Annotated in this window: 23 protein-coding genes; 2 read left to right on the plus strand and 21 right to left on the minus strand. The window is 44.8% G+C overall.

The features are described 5' to 3' along the window. Window positions 1-11 precede the first annotated feature (11 nt). The 15 genes from STSP1_RS07310 to STSP1_RS07385 form a co-directional block, all read right to left on the minus strand. Window positions 12-656 carry a riboflavin synthase gene (locus STSP1_RS07310; protein ID WP_085755727.1) on the minus strand — a complete coding sequence of 215 codons (645 nt, stop codon included), beginning with the start codon at window positions 654-656 and terminating at the stop codon, window positions 12-14. Between the two features lie 111 nt (window positions 657-767). After that, entirely contained in the window at window positions 768-1,217 is a 450-nt protein-coding gene (gene ndk / locus STSP1_RS07315) for a nucleoside-diphosphate kinase (RefSeq protein WP_085755728.1), read from the minus strand. Window positions 1,218-1,446: 229 nt separating this feature from the next. After that, a complete protein-coding gene (locus STSP1_RS07320; protein WP_118158589.1) occupies window positions 1,447-2,466 on the minus strand; it encodes a glycoside hydrolase family protein in 1,020 nt (339 codons plus the stop codon). A gap of 115 nt (window positions 2,467-2,581) precedes the next feature. Then, window positions 2,582-3,073, minus strand: coding sequence for a hypothetical protein (locus tag STSP1_RS07325; protein WP_085755730.1), 492 nt, complete (start codon window positions 3,071-3,073; stop codon window positions 2,582-2,584). Between the two features lie 30 nt (window positions 3,074-3,103). Then, window positions 3,104-4,120: a type II TA system antitoxin MqsA family protein gene (locus tag STSP1_RS07330; protein WP_085755731.1), complete on the minus strand. Its 1,017-nt coding sequence runs from the start codon at window positions 4,118-4,120 to the stop codon at window positions 3,104-3,106. Window positions 4,121-4,125: 5 nt separating this feature from the next. Continuing rightward, the gene (locus STSP1_RS07335) at window positions 4,126-4,482 is read right to left on the minus strand and encodes a hypothetical protein (RefSeq protein WP_085755732.1); all 357 of its coding nucleotides are present in this window, start codon (window positions 4,480-4,482) and stop codon (window positions 4,126-4,128) included. 85 nt (window positions 4,483-4,567) lie between these two features. Next, window positions 4,568-5,674, minus strand: a complete 1,107-nt coding sequence (locus STSP1_RS07340) for a type IV pilus twitching motility protein PilT (protein WP_085755733.1) — start codon at window positions 5,672-5,674, stop codon at window positions 4,568-4,570. 208 nt (window positions 5,675-5,882) lie between these two features. Further along, entirely contained in the window at window positions 5,883-6,962 is a 1,080-nt protein-coding gene (locus STSP1_RS07345; RefSeq protein ID WP_085755734.1) for a PIN/TRAM domain-containing protein, read from the minus strand. Window positions 6,963-7,119: 157 nt separating this feature from the next. Beyond that, on the minus strand, window positions 7,120-7,530 hold the full coding sequence (locus STSP1_RS07350) for a SpoVG family protein (protein ID WP_085755735.1): 411 nt from the start codon (window positions 7,528-7,530) through the stop codon (window positions 7,120-7,122). An 18-nt stretch (window positions 7,531-7,548) separates the two neighbouring features. Beyond that, a complete protein-coding gene (gene ispE, locus STSP1_RS07355) occupies window positions 7,549-8,499 on the minus strand; it encodes a 4-(cytidine 5'-diphospho)-2-C-methyl-D-erythritol kinase (protein ID WP_085755736.1) in 951 nt (316 codons plus the stop codon). Beyond that, window positions 8,492-9,316: an MBL fold metallo-hydrolase gene (locus STSP1_RS07360; RefSeq protein ID WP_085755737.1), complete on the minus strand. Its 825-nt coding sequence runs from the start codon at window positions 9,314-9,316 to the stop codon at window positions 8,492-8,494. Before STSP1_RS07360 ends, ispE begins: the two co-directional genes overlap by 8 nt. Window positions 9,317-9,484: 168 nt before the next feature. Beyond that, window positions 9,485-11,500: a sodium:solute symporter family transporter gene (locus STSP1_RS07370; RefSeq protein ID WP_085755739.1), complete on the minus strand. Its 2,016-nt coding sequence runs from the start codon at window positions 11,498-11,500 to the stop codon at window positions 9,485-9,487. Window positions 11,501-11,729: 229 nt separating this feature from the next. Beyond that, on the minus strand, window positions 11,730-12,698 hold the full coding sequence (locus STSP1_RS07375; RefSeq protein WP_085755740.1) for a uroporphyrinogen decarboxylase family protein: 969 nt from the start codon (window positions 12,696-12,698) through the stop codon (window positions 11,730-11,732). A 20-nt stretch (window positions 12,699-12,718) separates the two neighbouring features. After that, the gene (locus tag STSP1_RS07380) at window positions 12,719-14,458 is read right to left on the minus strand and encodes a GxGYxYP domain-containing protein (protein ID WP_085755741.1); all 1,740 of its coding nucleotides are present in this window, start codon (window positions 14,456-14,458) and stop codon (window positions 12,719-12,721) included. Between the two features lie 21 nt (window positions 14,459-14,479). Beyond that, window positions 14,480-15,592: a uroporphyrinogen decarboxylase family protein gene (locus tag STSP1_RS07385; protein ID WP_085755742.1), complete on the minus strand. Its 1,113-nt coding sequence runs from the start codon at window positions 15,590-15,592 to the stop codon at window positions 14,480-14,482. 562 nt (window positions 15,593-16,154) lie between these two features. Between STSP1_RS07385 and STSP1_RS07390 the strand changes: the two genes are divergently transcribed. Next, complete coding sequence (locus STSP1_RS07390) at window positions 16,155-17,309, plus strand: GntR family transcriptional regulator (RefSeq protein WP_085755743.1); 1,155 nt, start codon at window positions 16,155-16,157, stop codon at window positions 17,307-17,309. 322 nt (window positions 17,310-17,631) lie between these two features. Further along, window positions 17,632-19,458: a metallophosphoesterase gene (locus STSP1_RS07395; protein WP_161491666.1), complete on the plus strand. Its 1,827-nt coding sequence runs from the start codon at window positions 17,632-17,634 to the stop codon at window positions 19,456-19,458. Between the two features lie 197 nt (window positions 19,459-19,655). Here STSP1_RS07395 and STSP1_RS07400 read toward each other — a convergent pair whose 3' ends face one another. Genes STSP1_RS07400 through STSP1_RS07425 form a run of 6 tightly spaced genes read right to left on the minus strand, consistent with a single transcriptional unit; the run spans window position 19,656 to window position 23,326 of the window. Further along, the gene (locus tag STSP1_RS07400) at window positions 19,656-19,994 is read right to left on the minus strand and encodes a NifB/NifX family molybdenum-iron cluster-binding protein (protein ID WP_085755745.1); all 339 of its coding nucleotides are present in this window, start codon (window positions 19,992-19,994) and stop codon (window positions 19,656-19,658) included. A 21-nt stretch (window positions 19,995-20,015) separates the two neighbouring features. Further along, on the minus strand, window positions 20,016-20,384 hold the full coding sequence (locus STSP1_RS07405; RefSeq protein WP_085755746.1) for a hypothetical protein: 369 nt from the start codon (window positions 20,382-20,384) through the stop codon (window positions 20,016-20,018). Then, the gene (locus STSP1_RS07410; RefSeq protein ID WP_085755747.1) at window positions 20,363-21,238 is read right to left on the minus strand and encodes an ATP-binding protein; all 876 of its coding nucleotides are present in this window, start codon (window positions 21,236-21,238) and stop codon (window positions 20,363-20,365) included. The genes STSP1_RS07405 and STSP1_RS07410 overlap by 22 nt, the downstream gene beginning before the upstream one ends. Next, on the minus strand, window positions 21,235-22,083 hold the full coding sequence (locus STSP1_RS07415) for an ATP-binding protein (RefSeq protein WP_085755748.1): 849 nt from the start codon (window positions 22,081-22,083) through the stop codon (window positions 21,235-21,237). The genes STSP1_RS07410 and STSP1_RS07415 overlap by 4 nt, the downstream gene beginning before the upstream one ends. Continuing rightward, window positions 22,074-22,964: a damage-control phosphatase ARMT1 family protein gene (locus tag STSP1_RS07420; RefSeq protein WP_085755749.1), complete on the minus strand. Its 891-nt coding sequence runs from the start codon at window positions 22,962-22,964 to the stop codon at window positions 22,074-22,076. The genes STSP1_RS07415 and STSP1_RS07420 overlap by 10 nt, the downstream gene beginning before the upstream one ends. Next, complete coding sequence (locus tag STSP1_RS07425; protein WP_085755750.1) at window positions 22,964-23,326, minus strand: NifB/NifX family molybdenum-iron cluster-binding protein; 363 nt, start codon at window positions 23,324-23,326, stop codon at window positions 22,964-22,966. Before STSP1_RS07425 ends, STSP1_RS07420 begins: the two co-directional genes overlap by 1 nt. Window positions 23,327-23,342 lie beyond the last annotated feature (16 nt).

Here is a 23,342-nt window from a genome sequence, read left to right on the forward strand (position 1 = left end):
TCTCAACCAGTCTAAAAGCCCATCTCCCTCAGCTTTTCTATCGTAAGCCCGTTTTCTTTCGTCCCCGTAAGCACCTCAATCTGCTTTCTAACCGCTCGCACTATCATATCAGTCTCGATGTTTACAAGGCTGCCCTTGAGAAGTGTTTTGAGGTTTGTTCTCTGCCAAGTTTCCGGAATAACAGCGCAGCTAAACCCTGCCTCGTTCAGCTCGGCTATCGTAAGACTTATCCCTTCCACGCTAACAGATCCTTTTTTTAGGAGCATTTCTGAGATTTCCGGGCCGATGTTCACTGATATTTCATAGAAATCGCCCTTTTTCTCGGCGCTTTCTAGTCTGCCGAGCCCGTCGATATGCCCCTGAACTATATGCCCGCCAAACCTGCCCGAGGCGCTCATTGCAAGCTCGAGGTTCACCTCGCTTCCAATGCTTTTCTGCTGGATATTGGAAAGTCTGAGGGTTTCACTGCTAACATCAAAACTCCAGCTGCTGCCGTTTTTTTCCGCTGCGGTAAGGCATACCCCGCTAACTGATACGCTGTCTCCCTCGTATATCTGATCTGACAGCTTGCCGGTATGAATTTTCAGTAATGCTCCGCCGGAGGTTTGGGAAACCCCCTCAATCCGGCCCGTCTGCTGAACTAAACCTGTAAACATATTTCTTGATTTACTCCTAAATAATCCTGCTTAACAGTATAAAATATGCCGTCCGAAGCTCAAGAAAATTGCGCATAAAAAAAGCTGCCGAAGCAGCTGTTGTTTTTTTCGCTATTCATCCAGCCAGTCGTCTGTGCAGAGGTCGTAGCTGAGAACCTCCTCTTCCGAGAAGAAAAGCGGGATTTCGTATTTCGCCGTTTCCACCGAATCAGACCCATGAACGAGGTTGCAGGTTTTGCTCAGGGAGAAATCGCCCCTGATAGTTCCGGGCGAGGCTTCAAAGGGTGATGTTGCCCCGATAACCCTTCTGGCCAGCTCCACAGCATCTTTACCCCGCCATACCATCACAAGCACGGGCGATGATGCGAGATATTTGCAGACCTTTTCGTAAAAAGGCTTGTCTTTATGTACTGCATAATGCTTTTCGGCAGTTTCCCTGCTAACGAGCATAAATTTAGAAGCGGCAAGCTTGAGGCCCTTGTTTTCAAAACGTTTGATTATATCGCCGCACAGCCCCCGCTGCACAGCATCCGGCTTTATTATAATTAAAGATTTCTGCATTTAAGCGGCTCCAAAATATATTGTGAATAAAATAAAAAAAGCGAGACAGCCTCATGCCTTTGCAATCGTCTCGCATACACTTAAGTTCGTTCAATTATGCACGAAGCCGGTTTTTTTTCAAACAAAACCTTTCTCGCCAATGCCGGCAGTTGTTAAAAAGCCGGCTGCAGTTTGCTGATTAAGGCAAATATCCCTTGATATCAGATATTTTTTTCAGCAGGCGGTAGGCTTACTTGCCGAAATGTCTTACGAGCCTGTTGTATTCTCTTTTGCTTATTGTAATCATACATCCGTGCCGAACTTTTTCGGGCAGGGAGTATTTATCCCAGTTTTTGTGGTTGGTATAGCCGGAGATCTGATACCAAGGCCCATCCATCGAATCTGCCACAGAAAGCCCGTATGAAACTCCCGGATACTGTTCGTAGTATAGATACCATGCCGTTCCGTCCGGCGAGGGGATTAGCGTTGGGGCCTCTCTGAAATTTGGGCTTATCGGCTCGGAGGGCTTGGAGTATGGCCCGAGCAGTGAATCCGAGCTGCAAATACGGATTGTTTTGCCGGTAGGCCAGTCCAGAGTGGGGTATCGCTCATCTTTGATTATTGCGAAATACCGCCCCCCGATTTTACGGATGATAGTGTCGATTGTGGCCATATCCCAAGAGTTGAACAGCCTGCGCGGCGGGGATTTGAACTCTTTGAGGTCTTCGGAGAGCAGATAAAGCGTTCGCTGGCTCGCCCAGTACGGCTCAGGGAGGCTCGGGTCAACGCCTCTGTGCGGCGTGTGCCAAGTGAGCAGATACTGGCTCGAGGCCTTGTCGTAGAAGAGCTTCGGCGCTCCGATTCGCTGCATTGCTTTGTCATAGTTGGGCGTTTCTTCGAGGTTTGGATCGAGCCTGCTGTAAAACTCCCAGTCGATCAAATCATCTGATACCCAGAAGTTTATATCCGGCGAGGGGTCGCTTTCATTGCCCACGATATAATAACGCCCGTCGTGGCCTTTGCATATATCGGCGTGGCCGTGGTAGGGCTCGTAAACACGCTTCCCGTCGTTAAGCAGCTCCCAGTTCAGCCCGTCTGTGCTAACAGAGTAATAAAGCTCCCCATAATCGCCGTGCATCATATGGGCGAAAAGATACGCCTCGTTTTCCGCTTTCTTGCCCACTTCAACCTGCCCGGGAGGATCCGGCAAACCAAATGCAAATACCGGCAAGATCAATAAGGAAAATAAGGCCGCAGTTTTATAATTCATAGAATCGCCTTTCATAAAAGCTCTAAAAAATCGCTGCTTCAGAATTCAAAAGCATAATCTTCTTTATCCAAAACAAGCTATTATAGAGAATTGAGCAGGTGCGGCAAATATCATACTAAACGTCTTCTGCCTTTGAATCCGCCCAAGCCTTTTTGAAAACAGAGAAAATATAAGTTAATCCTGCAAAAACAGCAAATCCTGAAAAAATCCCAGAAGCTATAAGCCAAACTCCTTCCCCACCTTCATAATCCATACTCAAGAGAAGTATTCCTTCATGCAGCAGAGATGCGGCTGTTCCGAAAAGAAGAGCAAACAGGAAATAGAGGATTGCACTGTCGTAAACTATCAAAAATCTTGATTTACGGAACACAAGCTTAAAAGCCCCTGCCCCTGCGAGGCAAATCAAATAAAGAAAGATTATCCTTATTAGATATACTATGAGCATTGTGAAATCATCTAAACAGCCCTGAGTGGAACGCAGAAAGAAAAGGGTGGTAAAACCTGAGCCAACAAGCCCGAGAACAGTGCCTATGATGAACTTCAAGGTTCTTATTGAGGTTGCCGCTGCAAGGGAGGCCGCATTTGTATTGTTTTCAGAGTTTTTCATTATTTTTGATGCAAATCGCAGTTCATTGTTTTAGTCCGGCATAGTAATTTTCAAATTGGTTGCATAATCATAAGTAATCAAATCTCTGTCATTGGTATGAAGCCATGCATCTTCCTTGTGTGAAAGATCAGATATATCTTTGGCTTTCATTCCCTTAAATTTATTGGCTATGAATTCCAGCACCTTAATTTCACTTTTGGAAAATACAGACTTTAAGTCTTCTGAACTTTCAGATGTGCTGAAGTAAAAGCCGCAAATGCCGTTATCGAATTCCACCTCTTCGCTTTTAATTAGTTTGTCATCTACCATTCTGCTAAAGGCCCCATCATAATCGGAAGGAACAGGACCAAATATAAGTCTTCTGTATGCACTTCCTGTAAGTGAAACAGTGGATTTTGCAAAGCAAATAAAATCTGCATAGAACAGAAGCTTATTTAATACTGTTGTGCAAACCTCTCCCATTTCACTGCATAAAAAAATTACCGCTTTGCTAAAGCGTTCATAGCTGAAATTTCTATATCCTGTTATTAAAGAAATTTCATTTGGAAAACATTGTTCATTAAAGTCTTCCGTAAAAATTTGTTTTCCGGCTCCGTTATTAATTGCTTTGTTCGCTTTTTCTTTTTGCCAGCTGCTGAGCTGGCTGCCGTTTCGGGTTAATAGATCCCGTACATAATCAGCAGATTTACACGCTCTTATAAGGTTGTCATGAGTTTTATCCTGTAAAGCACCTCTCTCATAGCGGTTTATTGTTGCCTCGCTCATCCCGAGCAGATTAGCAAAAGACCTCTGGCTCAGGCCGTATCCGGAGCGAATGTTTCTAATCTCTTCAGGGCTCAGCAGATCTGCCCTTTTTCGGTAGATCGAATAGAGCCTCAGCTGAATCTCGGCGTCCTGCTTATCGCTTCCCAGCATCTCAGAACACTTTGAACAGAATTCCCTATCCACTTCTATTTCTATGTTTTCACCGCGAATTTTGTAACTCTCGCTCACAGTTTTTGTAAACGTATCACGAAAATCGCCGCATTTGAAACAAAATTTACTCATCTCAATTAGTCTCCCTGTTTTAAAGGATAACGGATCTTCCGCTCTGCTTTGTGAAAAGAAATCACAACTGCAGAATGGCCCATTTTAACCTCTTTAAGCCCTATCTTTATATATATTTCCAAGTCCTGCCAGTGCTGTCCGAATATCCATACCTGAGTGTTATGTTCTGTATGGTGTTTATCAGGACCTGAGATATAATTTTCAGGCTTTATTGAAAAAAGAACCTCTCTTCTTTCTTCGACAAGCATTCCGGAATCAATCAGGAATTGGGAATTATCTTGCCTGTCGGCAATTACATATCTGCCAAGCTCTAAACATCCCTTGAATATCCTGAGAAAATCTGCTGCTTCAGCGAATCCCATAGCCAGCAACCTCTAACCAATGATACTATCATATGATAGCGTTTTGTTCAATGTTTTTTAAATAATTTTGTTTCAAATTTGATTTTTACTCATTATTTGTAACCTTGATGAGCATTTCGAGTTCTTCTGGGTGGTGAGAATATGCCTTTGCGCTTGAAACGCCGATATGCTCTTCGTTGATGAGTCTTGCCAGAGACATATTGAAGCTGTGCATTCCGTCGCTTCCGTCTTTGATTACATCAGAAAGCTGTGATTCCTTTTCCTCATCCCTGAGATACTGCCTTACTGAAGGGGTATTCACAAACACTTCCGTGGCCGGTACCACTCCAAACCCCTTCTTCTCAGAGGGCAGCAGCATCTGGTTCATAATAGCGAGCAGGTTGTAGCTGAGGTTCAGCCTTACCGCATCGTGTTCGGCTTCGGTGAAGAAGTTGAGGATTCTGCTGAATGTCCACGCTGCTGTTGCTGTATGCAGAGAAGTGAGCACGAGGTGTCCGGTTTCCGCTGCCATAATAGCTGCATGCACGGTTTCAGCGTCTCGCATTTCGCCAATCATAATCACGTTTGGGTCTTCTCTCAGCACAGCTCGAAGTGCCTGAGCGTAGTTTTTGAAATCCAGCCCCAGCTCTCTTTGGTGGATAAGCCCCTTGGTATTTCGAAACACGTATTCCACCGGATCTTCGATAGTTACTAAGTGTTTCTCGGGGTATCTGCCGAGATAACCTATCATTGCGGCAAGGGTGGAGGATTTACCGCTTCCTGTTTCCCCGCCCACAATCACAATACCTTTCTGTTCGGGGTTCTCCATCACTTTCCTGTAGATAGGGGGGAGGTTGAGGTCTTCGAAGGAGGGTATCTTATAGCTGATTCTGCGCATTGCAGCGGCAGGCTTGCCCATGGAGGTGTACACCTGCATACGGTATCGTATTGGTTTGCCGTTGTATTCGGTTTCGTATGAATAGTCAACAGAGCCGTTTTCTTCGAGCAGTTTCTGGCATCGCTGCTTTTGGCTCTCCTTCAGAGTCTGATCCATAATGCTTCGAACAGTCTCTTCGCTCAGGACAGATTCCTCACCTCCCATCGCATGCAGAGACCCGTTAATTCGGAGCCGCAGTTTCCTGCCTGCGCTCAAATGGATATCCGAAGAATTGTACTTCTCGGCCGCCGCGATTATGCTGTCCAACATAGACATCTTAGTTCTCCTGTATTAAACCATACACAAATCCATTATTGCCGTTCCAGAGGCAATATAAAGCCTCGGGCTCTCAGCCCGCAGTTATTCTAACATAGAGCGCTCAATATTTAAAATTTCGCCCTGTCTCGTTTCAAAAAGCTTGCAGGGCGGTTATAAGCGTTTTTCAGGGCTCAGAATGGATTTAACAGGAGAGTAGTGCGTTCCCTCAGCTATTCTTGGAAGGATTTCCCTTCCTCTTTTCTGCGGCAAGCTCTGCCGGTTCGAATTTGGCGAAAATCATCCTGCCTGCTGAGGTCTGCAGCGAGCTTGTAACGATTGCCGGCACTGTCTCGCCAATCATATCGCTCGTATCTTCCACTACCACCATCGTTCCGTCTTCAAGGTATCCGATGCCTTGTTTGCGTTCTTCGCCTTTCTTGATTATCCTAACTTTCAGCGGCTCGCCCGGAAGAACAACGGGCTTGATGGCCTTTGCGATATCGTTTATGTTCACCACATCCACCTGACGTACCATCGCCACCTTCCCGAGGTTGTAGTCGGTGGTAACGAGTCGGCCGTCGCAGTTTTTCGTGAAGGCAACGAGCTTCTGATCTACGGGAGCGTGAAATTCAATCCCCGGGGGAGGCGTATCATCAATGCTGATTTCCACTACCGGCTCAGACTGAAGCTGGGCTATCATATCAAGCCCCCTTCTTCCTCTTGTCCGCTTGAGTTTGTCGGGTGAATCGGAAAGGAGCTGGAGTTCGTTCAGTATGAAACGGGGCACTATAAACGGTGCATCGAAAACCTTTGTCTGGGCAAGCTCGAAGATCCTTCCGTCAACTATCACAGAGGAATCCAGCACCAGCGGCCTCACGCCTTTTGTCTGGCGAGAAAACTCCACATACGGGATAACAAATCGAACATCATCCTTTGTCCGCATAACTATGCTTATCGTGAGATAGCAGATGCAAATGCTTACAATCCAGCGGGTTGTCCCGAGTGCCTGCTCGTTCATGCCGATATTGTAAAGGTCGTTCACCGTGGAAATTACAGGCGTGATTGCTGAGCTTATCAGCATACCCACAAGAAGCCCGAAAAAGATGCTCGTTAGCGATGATAGATGTTTTTTGGGGGTAAGCCAGTCTATCACTATAACAACGATAGCGAGTATCATTGCGAGGAAATAGCCGGTGAGAAGCTTGGGCTGGTTTAAAACGCCTGTTTCCTGAGCATTATCAATTGCGAGGAAGAGGACAGCAAGAATTATCGTAAAGAAAAGACCGCGAATAAAATAAAGAAGCATTTGGGCACTCCCAACGAAGAAATAATATACAGTTATTAAATAGAATGCGGTTAAATTTTACCTCCTCGGCTTGAAAACGTCAAACAAATTCCCCATTCTGAAAACCGCATGGGGTTTTCAGTTGTCCAAAGCTCAAACAGAACCGCAGCCTATTAAATCAGCTGTCTAAATCTACCGGTTCGTAATCAGGGTGCTTCGCTCTTTCCACCTCTTCGTGGTATGCCTTTAATATCGCATCCTGTATTTTGTCTCTGCATTCAGAGTTTATAGGGTGTGCGATATCGGCATGGAGCTTCGACCTTCCGGCAGAATCTTTCTTTGTTCTGTCTTCCTGAAGCTTCTTTCCGCAGCCGCTGCAGTATCTTGCACGCAGGCTGTTCTTGGCGCCGCAATCAGGACAGTGATCGCTCATCTTTCTTGAAGGCATTGCAACAAACAAACCGCTGCTGCCTTCGATGATCTTTATGTCCCTCACGACAAACTCCCCGTCCATTGTAATCGAACAAAAGGCCTTCAGCCTCTCATCCTTATTTTCAACCAACTTCACGCGAACTTCGCTGATTTCCATAGTTCCACCTCGTAGTTTTTACCAACTGTTGGAAGACACTAACCTGCTGCCGCCAAGGGCAGAGTAGTTATCGATTTTCGCATTTTTTTTGTGATTTTCAAGTTTATTTATGGAAAAAAAGCGGTAAAAAGCACAGCCGCTCCCGCTGAGAGCAAGTTTTTCGCCGTTATTTTGCTTTTTGGCAAATTCTTCTGCCTCAGGATAAGCCTCAAAGCAGGGCTTCTCAAGCATATTTACTCCAAGCTTGCAGATTTTTTCAGCAGAACCCTGCTTCAGGGCATTATTAACTGCTTCCAGTTTTTCTTCGTAATCTTTTTGCGAATGTTTGCAGAAGGAGTAAACTTTCGCTGTTGAACAGGTAAAATCAGGCAGAAAAATCTCAAACATAACACCTGAAAGGGACAAATCAACCTTCTGCAGCTTCTCGCCTTTTCCCGTGCATCTTGATATTGGCCCTCCGAGGAAAAACGGAACATCGCTGCCGAGTTGTCCTGCTATATAATGCCTGAATTCGTGAGACATATTGAGGCTGAAATAGTTATCAATCCCGTCGATAGCCGCTGCGCAGTCGCTGCTTGCGCTGCCGAGGCCTGTGCCTGCGGGGATATTCTTTCTGAGCGTGATTCTCAGATTCGGCTCGCTCAGGCCCAGTTCACGGAAAATCAGCTTTCCTGCTTTTAGTACGAGGTTGGATTCATCTTCCGGCGCCCAATACTCTCCCTTGCAAGTCAGCTCAATGCCGGGCGATGAGCCTTCCTCAAGGCAGAGCGAATCGTACCAGCTTACCTTTGTCATGAGCGTGTCTATCTTATGGAAGCCGTCCGGGCGTTTCCCTGCAATAAGCAGAAACAGATTGAGCTTTGCAGGTGCATTGACCACAAGACTGCTGCCTTGATACTCATATTTTTCCTTTTGCGGGAGGGGCTGCATATTATTCCTTTTTGCGGTAAAGGCTTTGCAGTTATTCAATTTCCAGCTTCATACCTGCATAAGCTTTCTGAACCTCGCAATTCAGATTATTTTTCAGGTATTCAGCGGCATAATCGCCTGTGCAGTGGCAGGGGAGTATGCGTTTGATATCCATCTGCCTCAAATCTTCAACTGTTCCCCTGAGCCTCTCTTCGTCTGCATGTATGAGGTGCATTCCGCCAACAACGGTATCGATTTTATTTTTTTCGGATATGTCCTGGATTCTCCGGATGGTATTCACTATTCCCGAATGGCAGCACCCAAGCACAATTACAAGGCCGCGTGGAGTTTCTACCCAGAGGGAAATATCATCTTCCAGCTCGTCAAGGTATCTGCCTTCACGGTCTAAGTAGTAATTTCCGCCAGTGTCTTCGAAGGCGGTTATTCGGGGTACAGTTCCTGTAATGTTGAACCCGCCCGGGATTGTGAGAGGCTGTTCATACCAGATTTTTCTCTCTGAGGGCAGATTCTCTATCGCCTCCCTCGCTTCTTTCTGCGCGCCCACCGAACGGGCTCCGAAGGATTTGAGGCTGTATCTTTCCTTGAGCAGGCCTTCGTGGCAGTAGAGCTTGGCATTTTTCGCTTTGCTGAGCGCATAAGCGAGGCCGCCTGTATGGTCATAGTGCCCGTGGCTGAGGACAATATAATCAGGAGAGGATAAATCAACGCCGAGCTTTTCTGCATTGTCTGCAAGGAGCTCTGTTTTTCCGGCATCAAAGAGCACCTTCGAGCCTCCAGCTTCCAAGAACATCGAAAGCCCGTGCTCTGAGCCTAATGGTTCTGCTGAATTATTGTCAACAAGTATCGTGATTTTCATAAAAGTTCCTCTTTCAGCATTTCTGTTTTGCACAGATTATAACAAAACCGCCAATCAAACCAAACCAAACATTTAAAATGGATTCCAGCTCTGGAGAGTGCGCCTGAGCGATTAAGTTTCTGAACGAGGAAATTTTTCAAATTTTTTCTGCAGAAAACTGGTATCGGCTCAGAGTTCTCCATCTTCCTCTTCATTGTACATATTGTCTTTAGGCAGCTTTTTGAACCAAAACCAGTAGAATCCGGCAGATGCGAAGAGGAATATTACAAGAGTTGTTCCCAGTGCATTGAAATTCTGTACTATAAACTGCATTGGTATTAAAAGCAGACATACGTGCCAGACAAGGAGGAAAGGTAATGCAATCCAGTCATTCTTATGTTCTCGACGCATTTTTTTGCGGACATTTTCAGGGAGCTTGTTTTGAAGTCCATTCCATAAACCGAATGGTTTGGTTTTCTTATAGAATTCATCAAGGACTTTCTGGTCAGTCTTTTTCGTCAAGAATGTGCCGGCAACTGATCCAATTAGGCCGAATACCAGAAGTATGGAAAACATCCACCTTTCATCTGTTAGTATCGCGTACAACTCAGCATGTTTTGGATCGCCTTGGAAAGCGACTGCACCAAAACGAAGGATTATCGCAGAGAACACGCCTGTAACTGTGCCTATAGCGAATCCGCCACCATTGAATCTCCACCAGTATAATCTCAAAAATGCAGGCACGAGTGCGCCGGCTCCGAGGCCCATTACCAGCCACCCCCATATTTCGTTCACGCTTTTTAGGGAATAAGCCATCAGGAATCCAGTTGTAACAAGCAAAACTACGAATGCCCAAGTCATATAGATTATTTCACGGTTTCCCGCTTTTGGACGGATGTATTTTTGATAAATGTCACGGGTCATCATTCCTGCCGCCAGATGCACGTTCGAATCAAAAGTTGACATTGAAGCAGCTATCAGTGCTATGAGGAGGAGTCCTCGCATCCCGGGCGGAATATTGAACAAAAGCACCGCAGGCATAATTCGCTCAGGATTAACAGTTCCCTGATAACTCAGAAGAAGAATTTTTTTCTCCCACTTATCACCAAGAAGATGCTTCATCTTATCGGTAAGTTCAGGGTATTGCTCAGGTTGATTGGCGATATTGGACAGCAGAGTAGGCCATTGAGCCTGAGCTACCTCCGGATGCTGCTGCTGGATAACTTCGGTTGCCTGTTCAACTGTAGATTGATCAGGAAAAAGGTTATTTACCAGAAATATGCCAAGTATCGCAAAACTGATCATTAACGGCCACCTGAACATCAGCATTACTGTCCACATCAGTGACAGCAGTCCGCATTCTCTGTCGTTCCTTGCACCAAAATAACGCGGATCGCCGGGGAACCCCATTCCCCTGAAGATATTATTGAATAAATAGAACATTGCGAACATAAATAAATTTCTGTACACCTCGTATCCTTTTGGGAGGTCCGCATGCATGCTCAAAGCAGAACTTGTCCAGTTGCTTTGGCCTGTAACGTTGGCGGCTAAAGCAGAAAAGTCAGGGGCGGCCGAAACTTTTGAGATCGCCATAGAGGATATAATAAACACTGCAATTATAACGATCGCCCCTTGAATCAGGTCGGTAAAAACCACGCCGTAAAAGCCGGAGACCATAGTATAAACGGTTGCTATACCTATGAATACCAAAGTGCACTGGAGAGGGGTGAATGGCAAAAATGTCGAGAGGAATAGACCCAAAGCCTTGATGAGATAGGCGAGCATGCCTACAGTGGTAAAAATCCCCCCAAGAGCTGCAGACAACTGAGCAAACCGGCCTCCAAATCCATCGCCGAAACGGAATATCATCCATTCAGCGGGAGTTAAAGCGTTAGAACGTCTTAGCCATTTACCTACCCACAAAAGCATAAACGGCAAAAGCAAGCCCGCACCTCCACGAAACTCAATGTACAATCCACGCGGCCCAAGAATATACAAAAAAGAAACGATCAGCATAGTCCCCGCTATATCCAGCCATGTAGCGGTTCCTGATATCCCCAATGCCCACCACGGCAGAGAACGATTACCAACCACATAATCCTCAATACTGGATGAAGCCTTCTTCTGAAGGTAAAAACCTACGCCAACAAGCAGTGTAAAATAAATCCCGATTACGCAATAATCAACAGTGTTTAAATAATTCATATTTATCTTTTTAACCTTTCTATAATATTATGGTAATCACATCTTCCACGATTTGAGGACTGATGATATTTTCACACCGGAGAAAGCCGCTGCAGCCTGCGATTGCATACTTAATCAGCAATATGTTTATGATTTGATTTAAAGCCGTTCATTTTCCTTCTGAGTTTCTAAGGTGATATCGTTTTGAGCTGGTACATATGGTTGTCAATCCTTGAGAAATTTCAGAATATTATAATAGCATTTTTTTCCCGCATATGTTGTAATATTCATCTAACATTATTTTATAGCTTTCAAGCGGCATAGATTTGAATATACAGTTTGAAGTTGAGAAAATATAACGCTTACCGAATCCACCGTGCTGCATACAATATCGAACTGATTCACGTATTGATTCATCATTAACATCCTGCAGCATATTGCAGGCAACATTGCCCATAAGCAGCCAGTCGGGATACTGATTTCTTACTTCCTTTATGTCCATACTTCCCTGAGGGTCTATTGACTGGTATCCATCGACTTTAGTTGAGGCAATTTGATCGAGGATATCATTCAAATTCCCGTCAGAATGAAGAATAACCTTGAGGCCTATGTTATGCATATATTCGATTATTTCGGCCATGTAAGGTGTGCAAAATTCGGCGAAGTGTTTTGGAGATATAAACGGGCCGCTGTTAAATCCAAAATCTGTGTTCTGAACTATGAAATCTGCTCCTGATTCTTTTTGAATTTTTGCCAGCTGCTTTGCCTTATCGCATTTTTCGCGAGCCTCTTTATGCAGCTGTTCCGGGTGTTCAAAAAGCCTGACGACAAAATCCATCATTTCCGAACCTGTCGGCATCCAAAAGACTCCGTCGGGGCTGAAAGAGAAGACAAGCGCTCTTTCTCCCACAGCTTTTTTCATCTCTTCAAGGCCTTTTGCGTAATCTACTTCCCCTCCGCCGGGAGCTGGTACAGCAGCCCAGTGAAATCTTTCCATCACCTGAACGTAAAGCTCCCTGTGATAATCTATTATAGCCTGCTGCCGTTTTTGGGGGCTCTGGCCTTCTATCTGTTCTACGAGCTCATCCCAGCTTATACCAAAGCATATTTTATCGAGCTGGAACTGAAGTTCGAAGTGTGGAGGGAAAGCCGGCACATTCCCCGAGAGTAAGGTTTCAAGTTGTTTCTTACCTTCGAGAGAAGATTGAATATCTATCATATTATCCCCATTCAAATTGCTTATTTATCAATAGATTTCAAATACAGGTCTCTGAATATCCGTGGGGATATTGCCTGATATTCATTTCCCAGCATCTCAGTTACCTTCAGCAGGTCGGTTGGGAAGTAAGACCAGCTTAACGGATGAACCATAATAAATGCAGGGCGTTTTTTGGGAGTATGCTTCCTGATTTCGTTAGCCAGCCACTGCTGATTTTCTTTATTCGGGTAGGTGTTTTTTGTGTCCCATCTTGTTACCACGTGAGATACGAGGGAGTCTTCTTGGCCAAGCAAATAATTATGACCCTGTTTAACAATGTTTTTGTCTCGGCCTAAGCCCAGAATAAAAGTATCTATATTTTCGAGCGAATTAACGAATTTCTTCGTTACAGGGTCATTTTCTTTACGGTCAAATTCCAGCCATGCATCTGTGTATAATCCGAGTTCTTCTATGCCGGTAAATTCGGCATACTCATCAATAATCGTGAAGTATCTGTCCCAAGCCTGCTCTGGATTTTTGGTTTTCGAGCAGAAATCTCTGTATGGATGGCAGTATCCTGCCCCTGATATGCAAAAATAGAAATAATCATTGGCTTTTGCGTTGTCATAGAACCATTCAACCATTGGTGCACTCATTTCTAAAGAAGAAACGGTAATACCCCAGCCGATGGGCAATTTGCCCCTGTTTTCGTCTTTCCATACTTCAGCCTGAATAGCTTGCCAGTATGCCGGAGCGTCGCCGGAATCCTGTATTACGAATGAAAGGTAAACTTTATCATCTTCCAGTTTTGGAACAGAGTAGTCTTTCTTTGCCTGATACCTTTTTATCATCGAGGCAAAGTCAACGGAGATCCCGCTCAATGCGCTGTAATTCGCTCCCCAGTTTGTTCCGAGGGTTATCATTCCGTACTCTCCGGCTATACCAACGCCTCCGTATTCGGTAAGACCAATATCATCTTCGCCGCCGTCAAGCCAGCCCACCAGCGGTGCGCAGGGAGGCATTTTAGACATCAGTTTCCTCGCGAACTTCAGTTCAGCCTCGGAATCTGCCTCGGGATTATCCTGCACATTGGCCCCGGTTACCCAAAACTGAAAAATCTTATGCCTGATTAAATAATCCCGAAGATGATGTTCGGCATAAGTTGGGTGCTGGCATGAGAGCATTTTATGGTTCATTTTATCCCACAGATTCTCGTATGCCCATTTGTAGGCATCAACGTTTTTCTTCCATCTTCCGCTAAGGTGAATAACTTCTTTTCCATCGCTGAACTTGTCTAAGTCGCTCTTTGAAATAACAATCGCATCATCCAGAGAGCACATCATTGTTGCGACATTTATACTGGCCTCCAAGTTCGGGTCGCAAACGATCACCTTGCTGTAAGCATCTTTGTATTTCGCAAAGTATGTATCTAAGTCTATTTGCTTATAGTTTTTTATATGGTTTTTCTGTTTGAAATAGTCGAGCCAGAAATCCATTTTGGTGTGGGCTCTTTCATCCGCCTCTTTATCTTTGTATACAAGCATAAAAACTCTGCTTTTTTCGCCGGAGTTAACTTTGCCCTGAAGCGTAATCGCTGCCAGTTTTGTTTCAGGGCTGCAATTCCGGAGATCCACAAGGTCAACGTTTTCTGCAAGCGGTGAGCCCTTAGGCAGTATCTGCAATTCTGGTTTTTGCTTGAAGTCATGGGTGATTTTGTTTGACATTCCAAAGCAGCAGCTGCAGGCAAAAAGGATTGCCAGTGATTTTAAGGTTATTTTCATTTTCAGTTCCAATTAAATAAGTTATTTAAAGTTTTCTGCGGTTTCAACCATAGTCTGAACGTTTTCTAAAGGGATGTCATAGAAGAGGTAGTCTGAGGCTGCTATCATATGTTTTGTACCTTTTGTGGCCTCGCAAAGGTCTAATGTGGCCTGAGCGACCTGTTCTTTTGAGCCGTTGAGGAGCAAATCAAGGCCTATATTGCCTCTCGTGCAGATATTATCATCCATTATCTCCCGAGCCTTTTCAATAGATTCTACGTTTCCTACAGGCGGGGGAGAGAAGGTTTCAAACAGGTCGAGACCCATTTGGTTATAGAAGCCCATAGTCAAGAAAGGCTCAATAGGCGAACATATATGGCTGTAAATAAGTCTGCCGCAGCCGTGGACTACATCGGTGAGTTTCTGAGAGTCCGGGATGATGTATTTTTCGTAAAATTCCGGAGAAAGCATTTCCGACCCGGGGGCGCCAAGAAAAACAAAATCGACATCCGTCTTAAAAACTTCTTCAAGCAGAGCGGCATTTATATCCCTTATATGGTCGCATGTTTGGCGGAACTGCTCAGGGTAGAGTTTTGCAAGGAGCACAAGGTTATCTACGGATGTCAAACCGAACAATTCGAACGGCTGTATGTTCCACTGAAGCGAAACAGGACCGTGGTTTTTCAGTTTATCCACATCAGGCTGAATCTTATCAGCAACCCTGTCCTTATATTTATAATGCTGATCCGCAAACCATTTTATCATATTGAAAGCATTTTCATTGTCATCTACTGTTACAGGGTATTTCATTATCATAGTGCCGATTTTTGGCAACTCATGAAATTTCCAGTCAAGCTGTCCGAAAGGTGTTTCCAGATGGGTGTTTGTGAACTTTTCGCCCTCAGTTTCACTGTTTTCCGTTTCATATGGCAAATCAGGTGCTAATTGTTCAAGCCCCGGAAGTCCTATATTGAAAAGCGGGAATCCTCCTACAATTTCATAAGCCCTGATTGTGTCATCTAATGTCCCTTGGCTGTTCCACTGTTTACCGGCTAATTTTACGTCAAAACCTGCTCCGGCGCCAATCTGAAGCGATACGAACGGTTTTGTTGAGCCCTTTTTCACACACTCGATGAATTCATTTCCGGCATTCATTTTTTTCTCCTTTATCTATACTTTCGGCAAAGTTTTGTAATTAAATTATGTGGGGGGATTAAAACTAACGAAGAGGCTTATAAATGCCCTTGAAAAATATTTTTAAGAATGATTTAATATAGAAGGCTGCGATTGTTTTCCAGTAACACATATAATATCCTCAAAATTTTGTTGTATCTCTTCCTTTAAATAAACGCTTCTATTAAAATGCCTTCCAGCTTTTGTCAAAACAGGTTAACTGTATTTATGCACACATAAAAATACACATTATTGTTTTAAGTATGTATAAATTTTGTGCAAGTGAATATATCAAAAAAATTGAAATGTAAAAGGAAAATCTTAAAAAAACGAAAAAAAACACGTAAATATTTAATGTTCATTGGCCTCATAAAGGGTTTTTTAATGGGCGAGACTATTTTCTTTACGTTATATAAAACAGCGGTTTATGAATAAGCAGAAATTTTTTCAATCTGCGGTATTGCATAAAAACAAAAAATATTTGTACTTTGTGTTGACAGGAATGTATTAAGTATGTACAATGCCATCATAATTTGGAGATATCATGGCAAACGGCAAAACAAAAGGATTCAGTTCGAATCAAGGAAAAGGCAGCAATAAGCCTTTATACGAACAGTTAAAGCAGCGTCTTAAAGACACTATCCAGTCAGAGCGGCTCAAAGCAGGCGATCGCCTTCCCCCTATTTATCTGCTTTCCCGAGAGTGGGATGTAAATTACCGCACCTTGCGGTCAGCCTTCGAATTACTGGAAAATGAAGGCTTGATTTCTTATGAAACTAATAAAGGCGCAGTTGTCCTTGATAATTCTGAGAAGGCTTCAAGAGTATCAATCAGTTATATCAGGTGGCAGAGAGATTCATTCTGTGTCGCTTTGTATGAAGGGATAAACAGATTTTGCGAGGAGCATAATGTTGAGCTGACTATGATTGATGCTACCAATTCGCATGATTTGTTTATTAATGCTATTTTGAATCCCCCTAATGATTCTCAGGGGCTTTTAATAGTACCAGAAATTCTTCCGGAATATAAAGATGCTGTTAAGCAGGTTATTTCTAAGGGCAAAAAGGTCGTTTTTCTCGACCGCCTAATACCCGGGATCGAAACGAGTTCTGTCTCTGCCGACCATTTTACCGGCGCATACAAGGCGTGCAGTCATTTGCTTGAAACTCATCACTGCCCTGTGGGCTATATTGGTTATGTTCACGCACCTACTTCTTGCAAACTTTGGGTTGAAGGATGGCAGGAAGCAATGAGGAATCACAACTATTTTGACCATGACCCATATTGCACCGACCTTATGGCTTTCGAAAAAGGGATAACGTATGGCTCTGATAACTTCGAATGCATTAAAGACGCCGCCAGAAGTCTTTTAGGCAGGATGTCAAAAGAGCAAAGCCCTGTCTGCATCTTTACCGGCAATAACTATGTGGCTAAAGGTGTTTATGAGACCGTTGGAGAATTTGATATGAAAGTCGGGGAAGATGTATTTCTTGCAAGTATTGGTGAAGGTCCTCTCGGGCAAAGTTTTCCTGTACCGCTCACCACGGTTTTTCTGGACAGTCAGCAGGTTGGCTATGACGGAGCAAGAGTGCTTTATGACAGGATAACCGGCAATTTAGAGAAATCAGTACACCTGCTCAATCCAGTGGAGCTGAAAATTGAAGAAAGCAGTGTGGGCAAAAAAATGGCCTCAAAATAGCATAAAATCCGTGATTTTGATGATTTTGAACTCCATTTCGATGGAAAAGAAAAGTCAATGCGCGATAACCTTCCGTTTAAGATTACTGATAAAACATTTATCCCGATTTATGGTCAATGGGGTGCGGACGGATATGATAAATAACAGTTTTTGAATAAAAATGTTGAAAGGGCGCCCAAGACTTCTCGGTATTTATTACTCAAACAGGGCAATGAAGAATACTGATTTCATTTCGGGCAGCCTTCAAGCTTATATTCGGAATTGAAAATAATTTGGAACTAATCTTTAAGCTAAAATTATGGGAGTTAGAATGAGCCTATTAATGGACAGAAGAGACTTTATGAAAACTGTTGGAATTGGGACAGCTGCCTCAATGATGCCGAAATTTGCAATCGCAAGGCCGCTTGGTATAGATAAGAAGTGGGACGGCATCAGCAATCCGCATCCGGAATTGAAAAAGATAGGCAATAAGTTCTCATTTGCAATTAATGCTGACCCTCAGGTTGGTTATTATGAACACGACACGGGCGTATATCTGCATTGCAATAACAATATTTCTAACACTGTTAAACAGCTCAATGCAAGAAAACCGAACATCGATTTCCTGGTCTATCTTGGTGATGTGGTGAACGTGCCTGATGAGCGTTCCTTCGACAACTTCTACAAAAGGAATTCAGACTTTAACGGGCTAACAGTGGTAAACCATGGTAATCACGACACAAGCCCGCCTTATACGAGATTTCGTGATTATGAGGAAAAAATCAATGGGATTCGCTCTGTTTACTACTCTTTCGATGTGGGAAAATGGCATTTTATTACCATACCTGCCAATATAGAGTTCGGAAACTACGATAACCTTGAAGTTAAAGAACCGATGCTTAAGTGGTTTAAGGAAGATTTGAAGAAAAATAAGGATCGTCCGACAATAGTTTTTGTTCATATTCATATTATGCCCCAAGGATTGACACAACTGGAATGGTATACCCACACTCCCGGGCTCAAAAAAGAACTGATCAACGCTATGGCCGAACACGGGAATGTAAAATACTGTCTGAACGGCCATGTTCATAACGGGATAAAGGTTGCCCTTAAAACTGCCTGGACATATAAGGGCATTAATTTTATTACTATGCCCTCAGGCACTCCTCCGCGTCCTTTCGGGGAGGAATTTCCAAAATTTGCCGAGGGACTGGAAAAGGGAGGCTATTATACAATAGTTGATATAGACAATGAGGAGATAAAATTTACCAGCCGAAATGTTTACTCAGAGGGTGAATTTGTTTATCCTGAAAAATTCAAGGAGTTTTCAAAAGATATCGAACCGCGTATGATGTCTAAATTGATTGATCTGCCGGCAAAACCCAAACTAGAAAATGGAAGCTTTGCAAACGGTCTTGCCGGATGGTCAATTCCATACAGATATAACTGCGATGGCCCTGAAACCGGATTTCAAAATGAATGGAGAATGAAACATAAAAAAGATGGTCGCTACTCAGGCTACGTTTACACAAAACCATTAGGCAAACACTGGCTGCAGGACGAATACAATGAATTCTATCAGATAGTTGAGGCCCCGGGAGATGCGCCGCTGTTCAAAGGAAGCTATTTTCTTGAAGAAGCTTTTGAAAAAGGCGGCGGATACTACCGCATTATTGCCGTTTCAGGGAATGAAGGAAAGGATAACGGCAATTATGAATTCATCATGGAATTTGATTTTGTGAAATCTGAACATGAATATGAATACGATTATTATCCGCGTGCTATGGGATATACTATTTCGGGCGAAGTGTCAAGCTGGCTTTATTTTCAGCGGTCAGCCAAACGTAAAAAAGGGTTCTTTATCGATGTGCCTCTTGAATCGGGGAAATGGCATAATATTCAGGCTAATATCGCTCAAATCTACGACAAAGCAACTGGAAAGCCGGGTGCCTATAAAAAACTTAATATTTCCCGTTTTATTATTGCAGCTGGTACAGTATGCATAAAAGACGTGGAAAAAGGTGCTGGTGCATTCTTTGATAAAATAGAATTAAAGACTGCCGAGGCAGAAGAAAAATCAGCAATCGACGGTAGCAAACTAATAATTGATGATTCGATATTCGAAACAGTTGCCGGCCAGAAACTGCAGGATTCAATCGATAATCGATAAAAACAAGTAAAGAGCAGAAAGATAGTCGTCCCTGAATAGTCTATTCTTTTTCAGGGGCGACTATCTGTTCATTTCAGAAAACAAAAATATTCACACACCCAAAAACAAAGCCGCCGGCAAGCTATGCAAGCCGGCAGCTCCGCGCAATTAGGGGAAACATTTGGATGACAAACCGAATCAATTATTAAACGAGACGTTTAATGATCGCACAAATTCGAGCCCGTTGTAAGGGTGTTATTAAGATATTCCTTAACAACGTTCTCAGGCGTATCAGATTCGGCACCTACTATCACCTCAATATTGTTATCATTGAAAAGCTTCTGAGCTCTCTGCCCCATGCCTCCGGCTATGATCAGTTCTGCTCCAAGGTCGTGGAGCCATTTCGGCAAAACTCCCGGTTCGTGGGGCGGAGGCTGGGTATATTCAGTTTCTTTTATTTCTCTTGAGTTTTTGTCTGCCTCCACAAGCGCAAAACTCTGGCAATGGCCGAAATGGAGGCTCAATTTTCCGTTTACAATGGGCAGTGCAATTTTCATATATTCAATCCTCAAATAGTTTCAGGTTATTTCTGTTACGGCTTTCTGGTAATTAAGTATTGTTTCTTTAATCGCTGCAATTGCTGTATTTGTGCAGCTTTCGAACTCATTTATATCTGCGTATTCGGTGAGCTGGCTTTTGTTTAATGAGTATGCTGTGCTGAGTTTCATTCCCTCAGCCATCTCGGCCAGGGCTGAGCAGGAAAGCATACATTCTTCGCTGATGTTAGTGATGAAGCCTGCTTTTGCGATTTCTTCATCCCTCACAATGATCCAGAATTCGGCAAATCCTCCATCGCCTGAGTACACCCGGGCATTGCCGGAGGCGTTTTTCAGCGGGCCGAAATTCAGCGGCACTCTCTTGCATTTTATTTTAGTATCTGGGAACACAATTCCTCCCAAATTTCTTTAATGTTTTTTTTCAGTTCTTCGCTTCCGCTTTCTATAACGCTTTTGCCCTGAACCTGAGCGGCTGTTATCTCTTTTGTATAAGGCACTTTGCCAACAAAATGACATCCGCTTTCTTCAGCTATTTTTTCAATCTGCTTTGTGTTTTCAGGGTTCAGATCCCATTTATTCACGCATATAAACGTAGGTACATCAAAGTGTTTCGTTAGGCTTCTCACCCGCTCAAGGTCGTGTATGCCGGACATTGTAGGCTCTGTTACCACAAGCACAGCGTCTGTGCCGGTGATGGAGGCGATCACAGGGCAGCCTGTCCCGGGAGGCCCGTCAACAACGATAAGCTCAGAGCTCCTGTTTTGGGCGAGCTTTCTGGCCTCCTCCCGCACAACGCTGACAAGCTTGCCGGAATTCTCGGCGGCTATCCCCAGCTTCGCATGCACCATCGGGCCGAATCTTGTGTCTGAGATGAACCACTGTCCGCAGTTGCTGTCTGGGAAATCAACTGCATCTGCAGGGCAGATCTCCACACATACCCCGCAGCCTTCGCACATAGAGCTGTCCACGCGGTATTGCCCCACGTCCACTCTGTCGATTGCATCAAAGCGGCATTTCTGCCAGCAGGCCCCGCATCCGAGGCACTTGTCTGCGTCTATTATTGCCTCGTTGCCCGATATGAAATCTGTTGTCTGCTTGATATTCGGCTCAAGTATCAGGTGCAGATCGGCAGCATCTACATCGCAGTCTGCCAGAACGGATTTCTCGGCAAGTGCTGCAAACGAGCTTGTAAGGCTTGTTTTGCCGGTTCCGCCTTTTCCGCTTATCACCACTAACTCTTTCATTTGCTCACCTCCGCTGCTGTCTGTTCTATCTCGCTGATAAGCCCTTTGAGCTTGTCTTCGAGGCCCGGTACCGAATCCACCATATCCGCTCCCTTGGAATAGGCCTCTGCGAGCTCTCTCGATTCGGGGATCTCGAGCAGGAGATTTATCCCTTCGTTTCTGCAGTATTTCACAACGCGGCCGTCTCCGCTGTCTGAGCGGTTTATCACTACGCCGAACGGGATTTCCAGCTCCCGCACAGTTTCCACTGCGAGGATAAGGTCGTTGAGCCCGAATGGGGTGGGCTCTGTTACGAGTATAACAAAATCCACGTCTTTCACTGCGGTAATCATCGGGCAGGAATTCCCTGGCGGACAGTCTATAATATTCAGGGCATCTTCCCTGATGTATTTTTTAACTTCCCTTATCACCGGCGGAGCCATCGCATTTCCGATATCCAGAAGCCCCTCTGCAGTGCTGATTGTGCCTGTTTCTCCAACGGCAATCGAACCAGCCTTCCTTCCCACTTCCGTTATCGCCTTGGCCGGGCACACCATCTCGCAGCCCCCGCAGCCATGGCACAGCTCCGGAAAAACTATCGGTTTCCCGCCTGCTATTGCTATTGCGTTGAAGTTGCAGAATTCTGCACATTTCCCGCACCCGTCGCAGCGGTCTTTATCCACCTCAGGGACGGGAGTTTTAACGCTCACGTAATTTATAATATCCGGCTTTAGGAAAATATTCCCGTTGGGCTCCTCGACATCGCAGTCGAGATAAACCGATGGGCCTTCATAGGCCCTGGCCAAAGATACCGACAGGGTTGTCTTGCCGGTGCCGCCTTTTCCTGATGCTACAGCTAAACGCATTGCTCTTGGCTGCCTTTCTTAATTAACTCTCTGGATGTAACTATCCAATTGCCATATTCGAGTCCATACTTATCAGCAATCACGCTGCATTTAACCTGAAAGAGAAAATACACGTTCCTTTCGCATTCGTTGAGGGTCTCGAAGTTGCCCTGTCCTTTAGAAATCACCACATCAGCCCTGTTGTAAATATCGAGAAACTCCTCACTGCAAGCTGAGAGCACCGTGCCCGGGATGTCTGCTCCGTTTGGAACTATCCTTGCAGCCTTTTCGATGCCGGCCTCAATGGCCTCAAGCTCTGTGGCATCGTTGATTATCGGGGCTCCCTTCACGGCATAGCTCACCTCAGCACTGCCGGGGAACTGCTCTATCAGGAGCTTATCGAAAACCGTTTCGCCGGCATTATCGCCCAGAATAAGCACCTCGCCTGCCTGCTTGATTTCATCATATAGGATATCGACCGCTTCGGAGTCCACAGGCTGATGCTGCACCTTGTCAAAAGAGGCATCAATTACGCTTTCATCCCAATCTGAACGAGCGCCGAAATCAAGGATATTGCCCGCAATTGCAAAGCGAATCGCCGCCTCGAAAGGCCTCTCGCTGTCTGCTATGAACCCTTCGGCCTTCCCTGCCGCCTCATTTGCGTGCAGGGTGGATTTTTCTTTGAGCTTCTTGTAGGGATCCGGATTGCCTGTTTCTTCCCGCACAATCCTGTGTACTGTCTGCGCCATTTCGGGGGGAGTGAGTTCAAGGCTGAAATTTGATGCCGCAAGCAGAACACGCTTTAGAATTTGTTCGATGGTTTTTTCATCGCTCCCGATCATCCTGCCTGCATCAAGGGCCTGACGCACGAAACAGGGTATGCAGTCCAGTGAAGTCTTCATTAGATCCAGTGTCCTTCCACGTCTGCCTGAGAGGCTTTGGCGAGTTTTCCCGTTCTGAAAAGGTCTATTGCCTCTTCCACAGTCTGAGCCTGAGTGGTATATACCTCAACGCCTGCCTGCGAGAGCACATGAAATGCCTTCGGGCCGCAGTGGCCTGTTATAACCGCCTGCACGCCAGCATCAGCGACGTTCTGAGCCGCCTGCACGCCAGCACCTTGAGCTGCATTGAGGTTTTGAGAGTTATCTTTGTATTCGAGGCTGTGAGTTTCTGTATCGTATATTACAAATCCTGCGGCTCTGCCGAATCTGCGGTCAACCGCGCTGCTGTATGTTTTCCCGTTTGCTGTGATTGCTGCTTTCATTTCGATTTCCTGTCCA

Source organism: Sedimentisphaera salicampi (assembly GCF_002117005.1).
GTDB classification, from domain to species: domain Bacteria; phylum Planctomycetota; class Phycisphaerae; order Sedimentisphaerales; family Sedimentisphaeraceae; genus Sedimentisphaera; species Sedimentisphaera salicampi.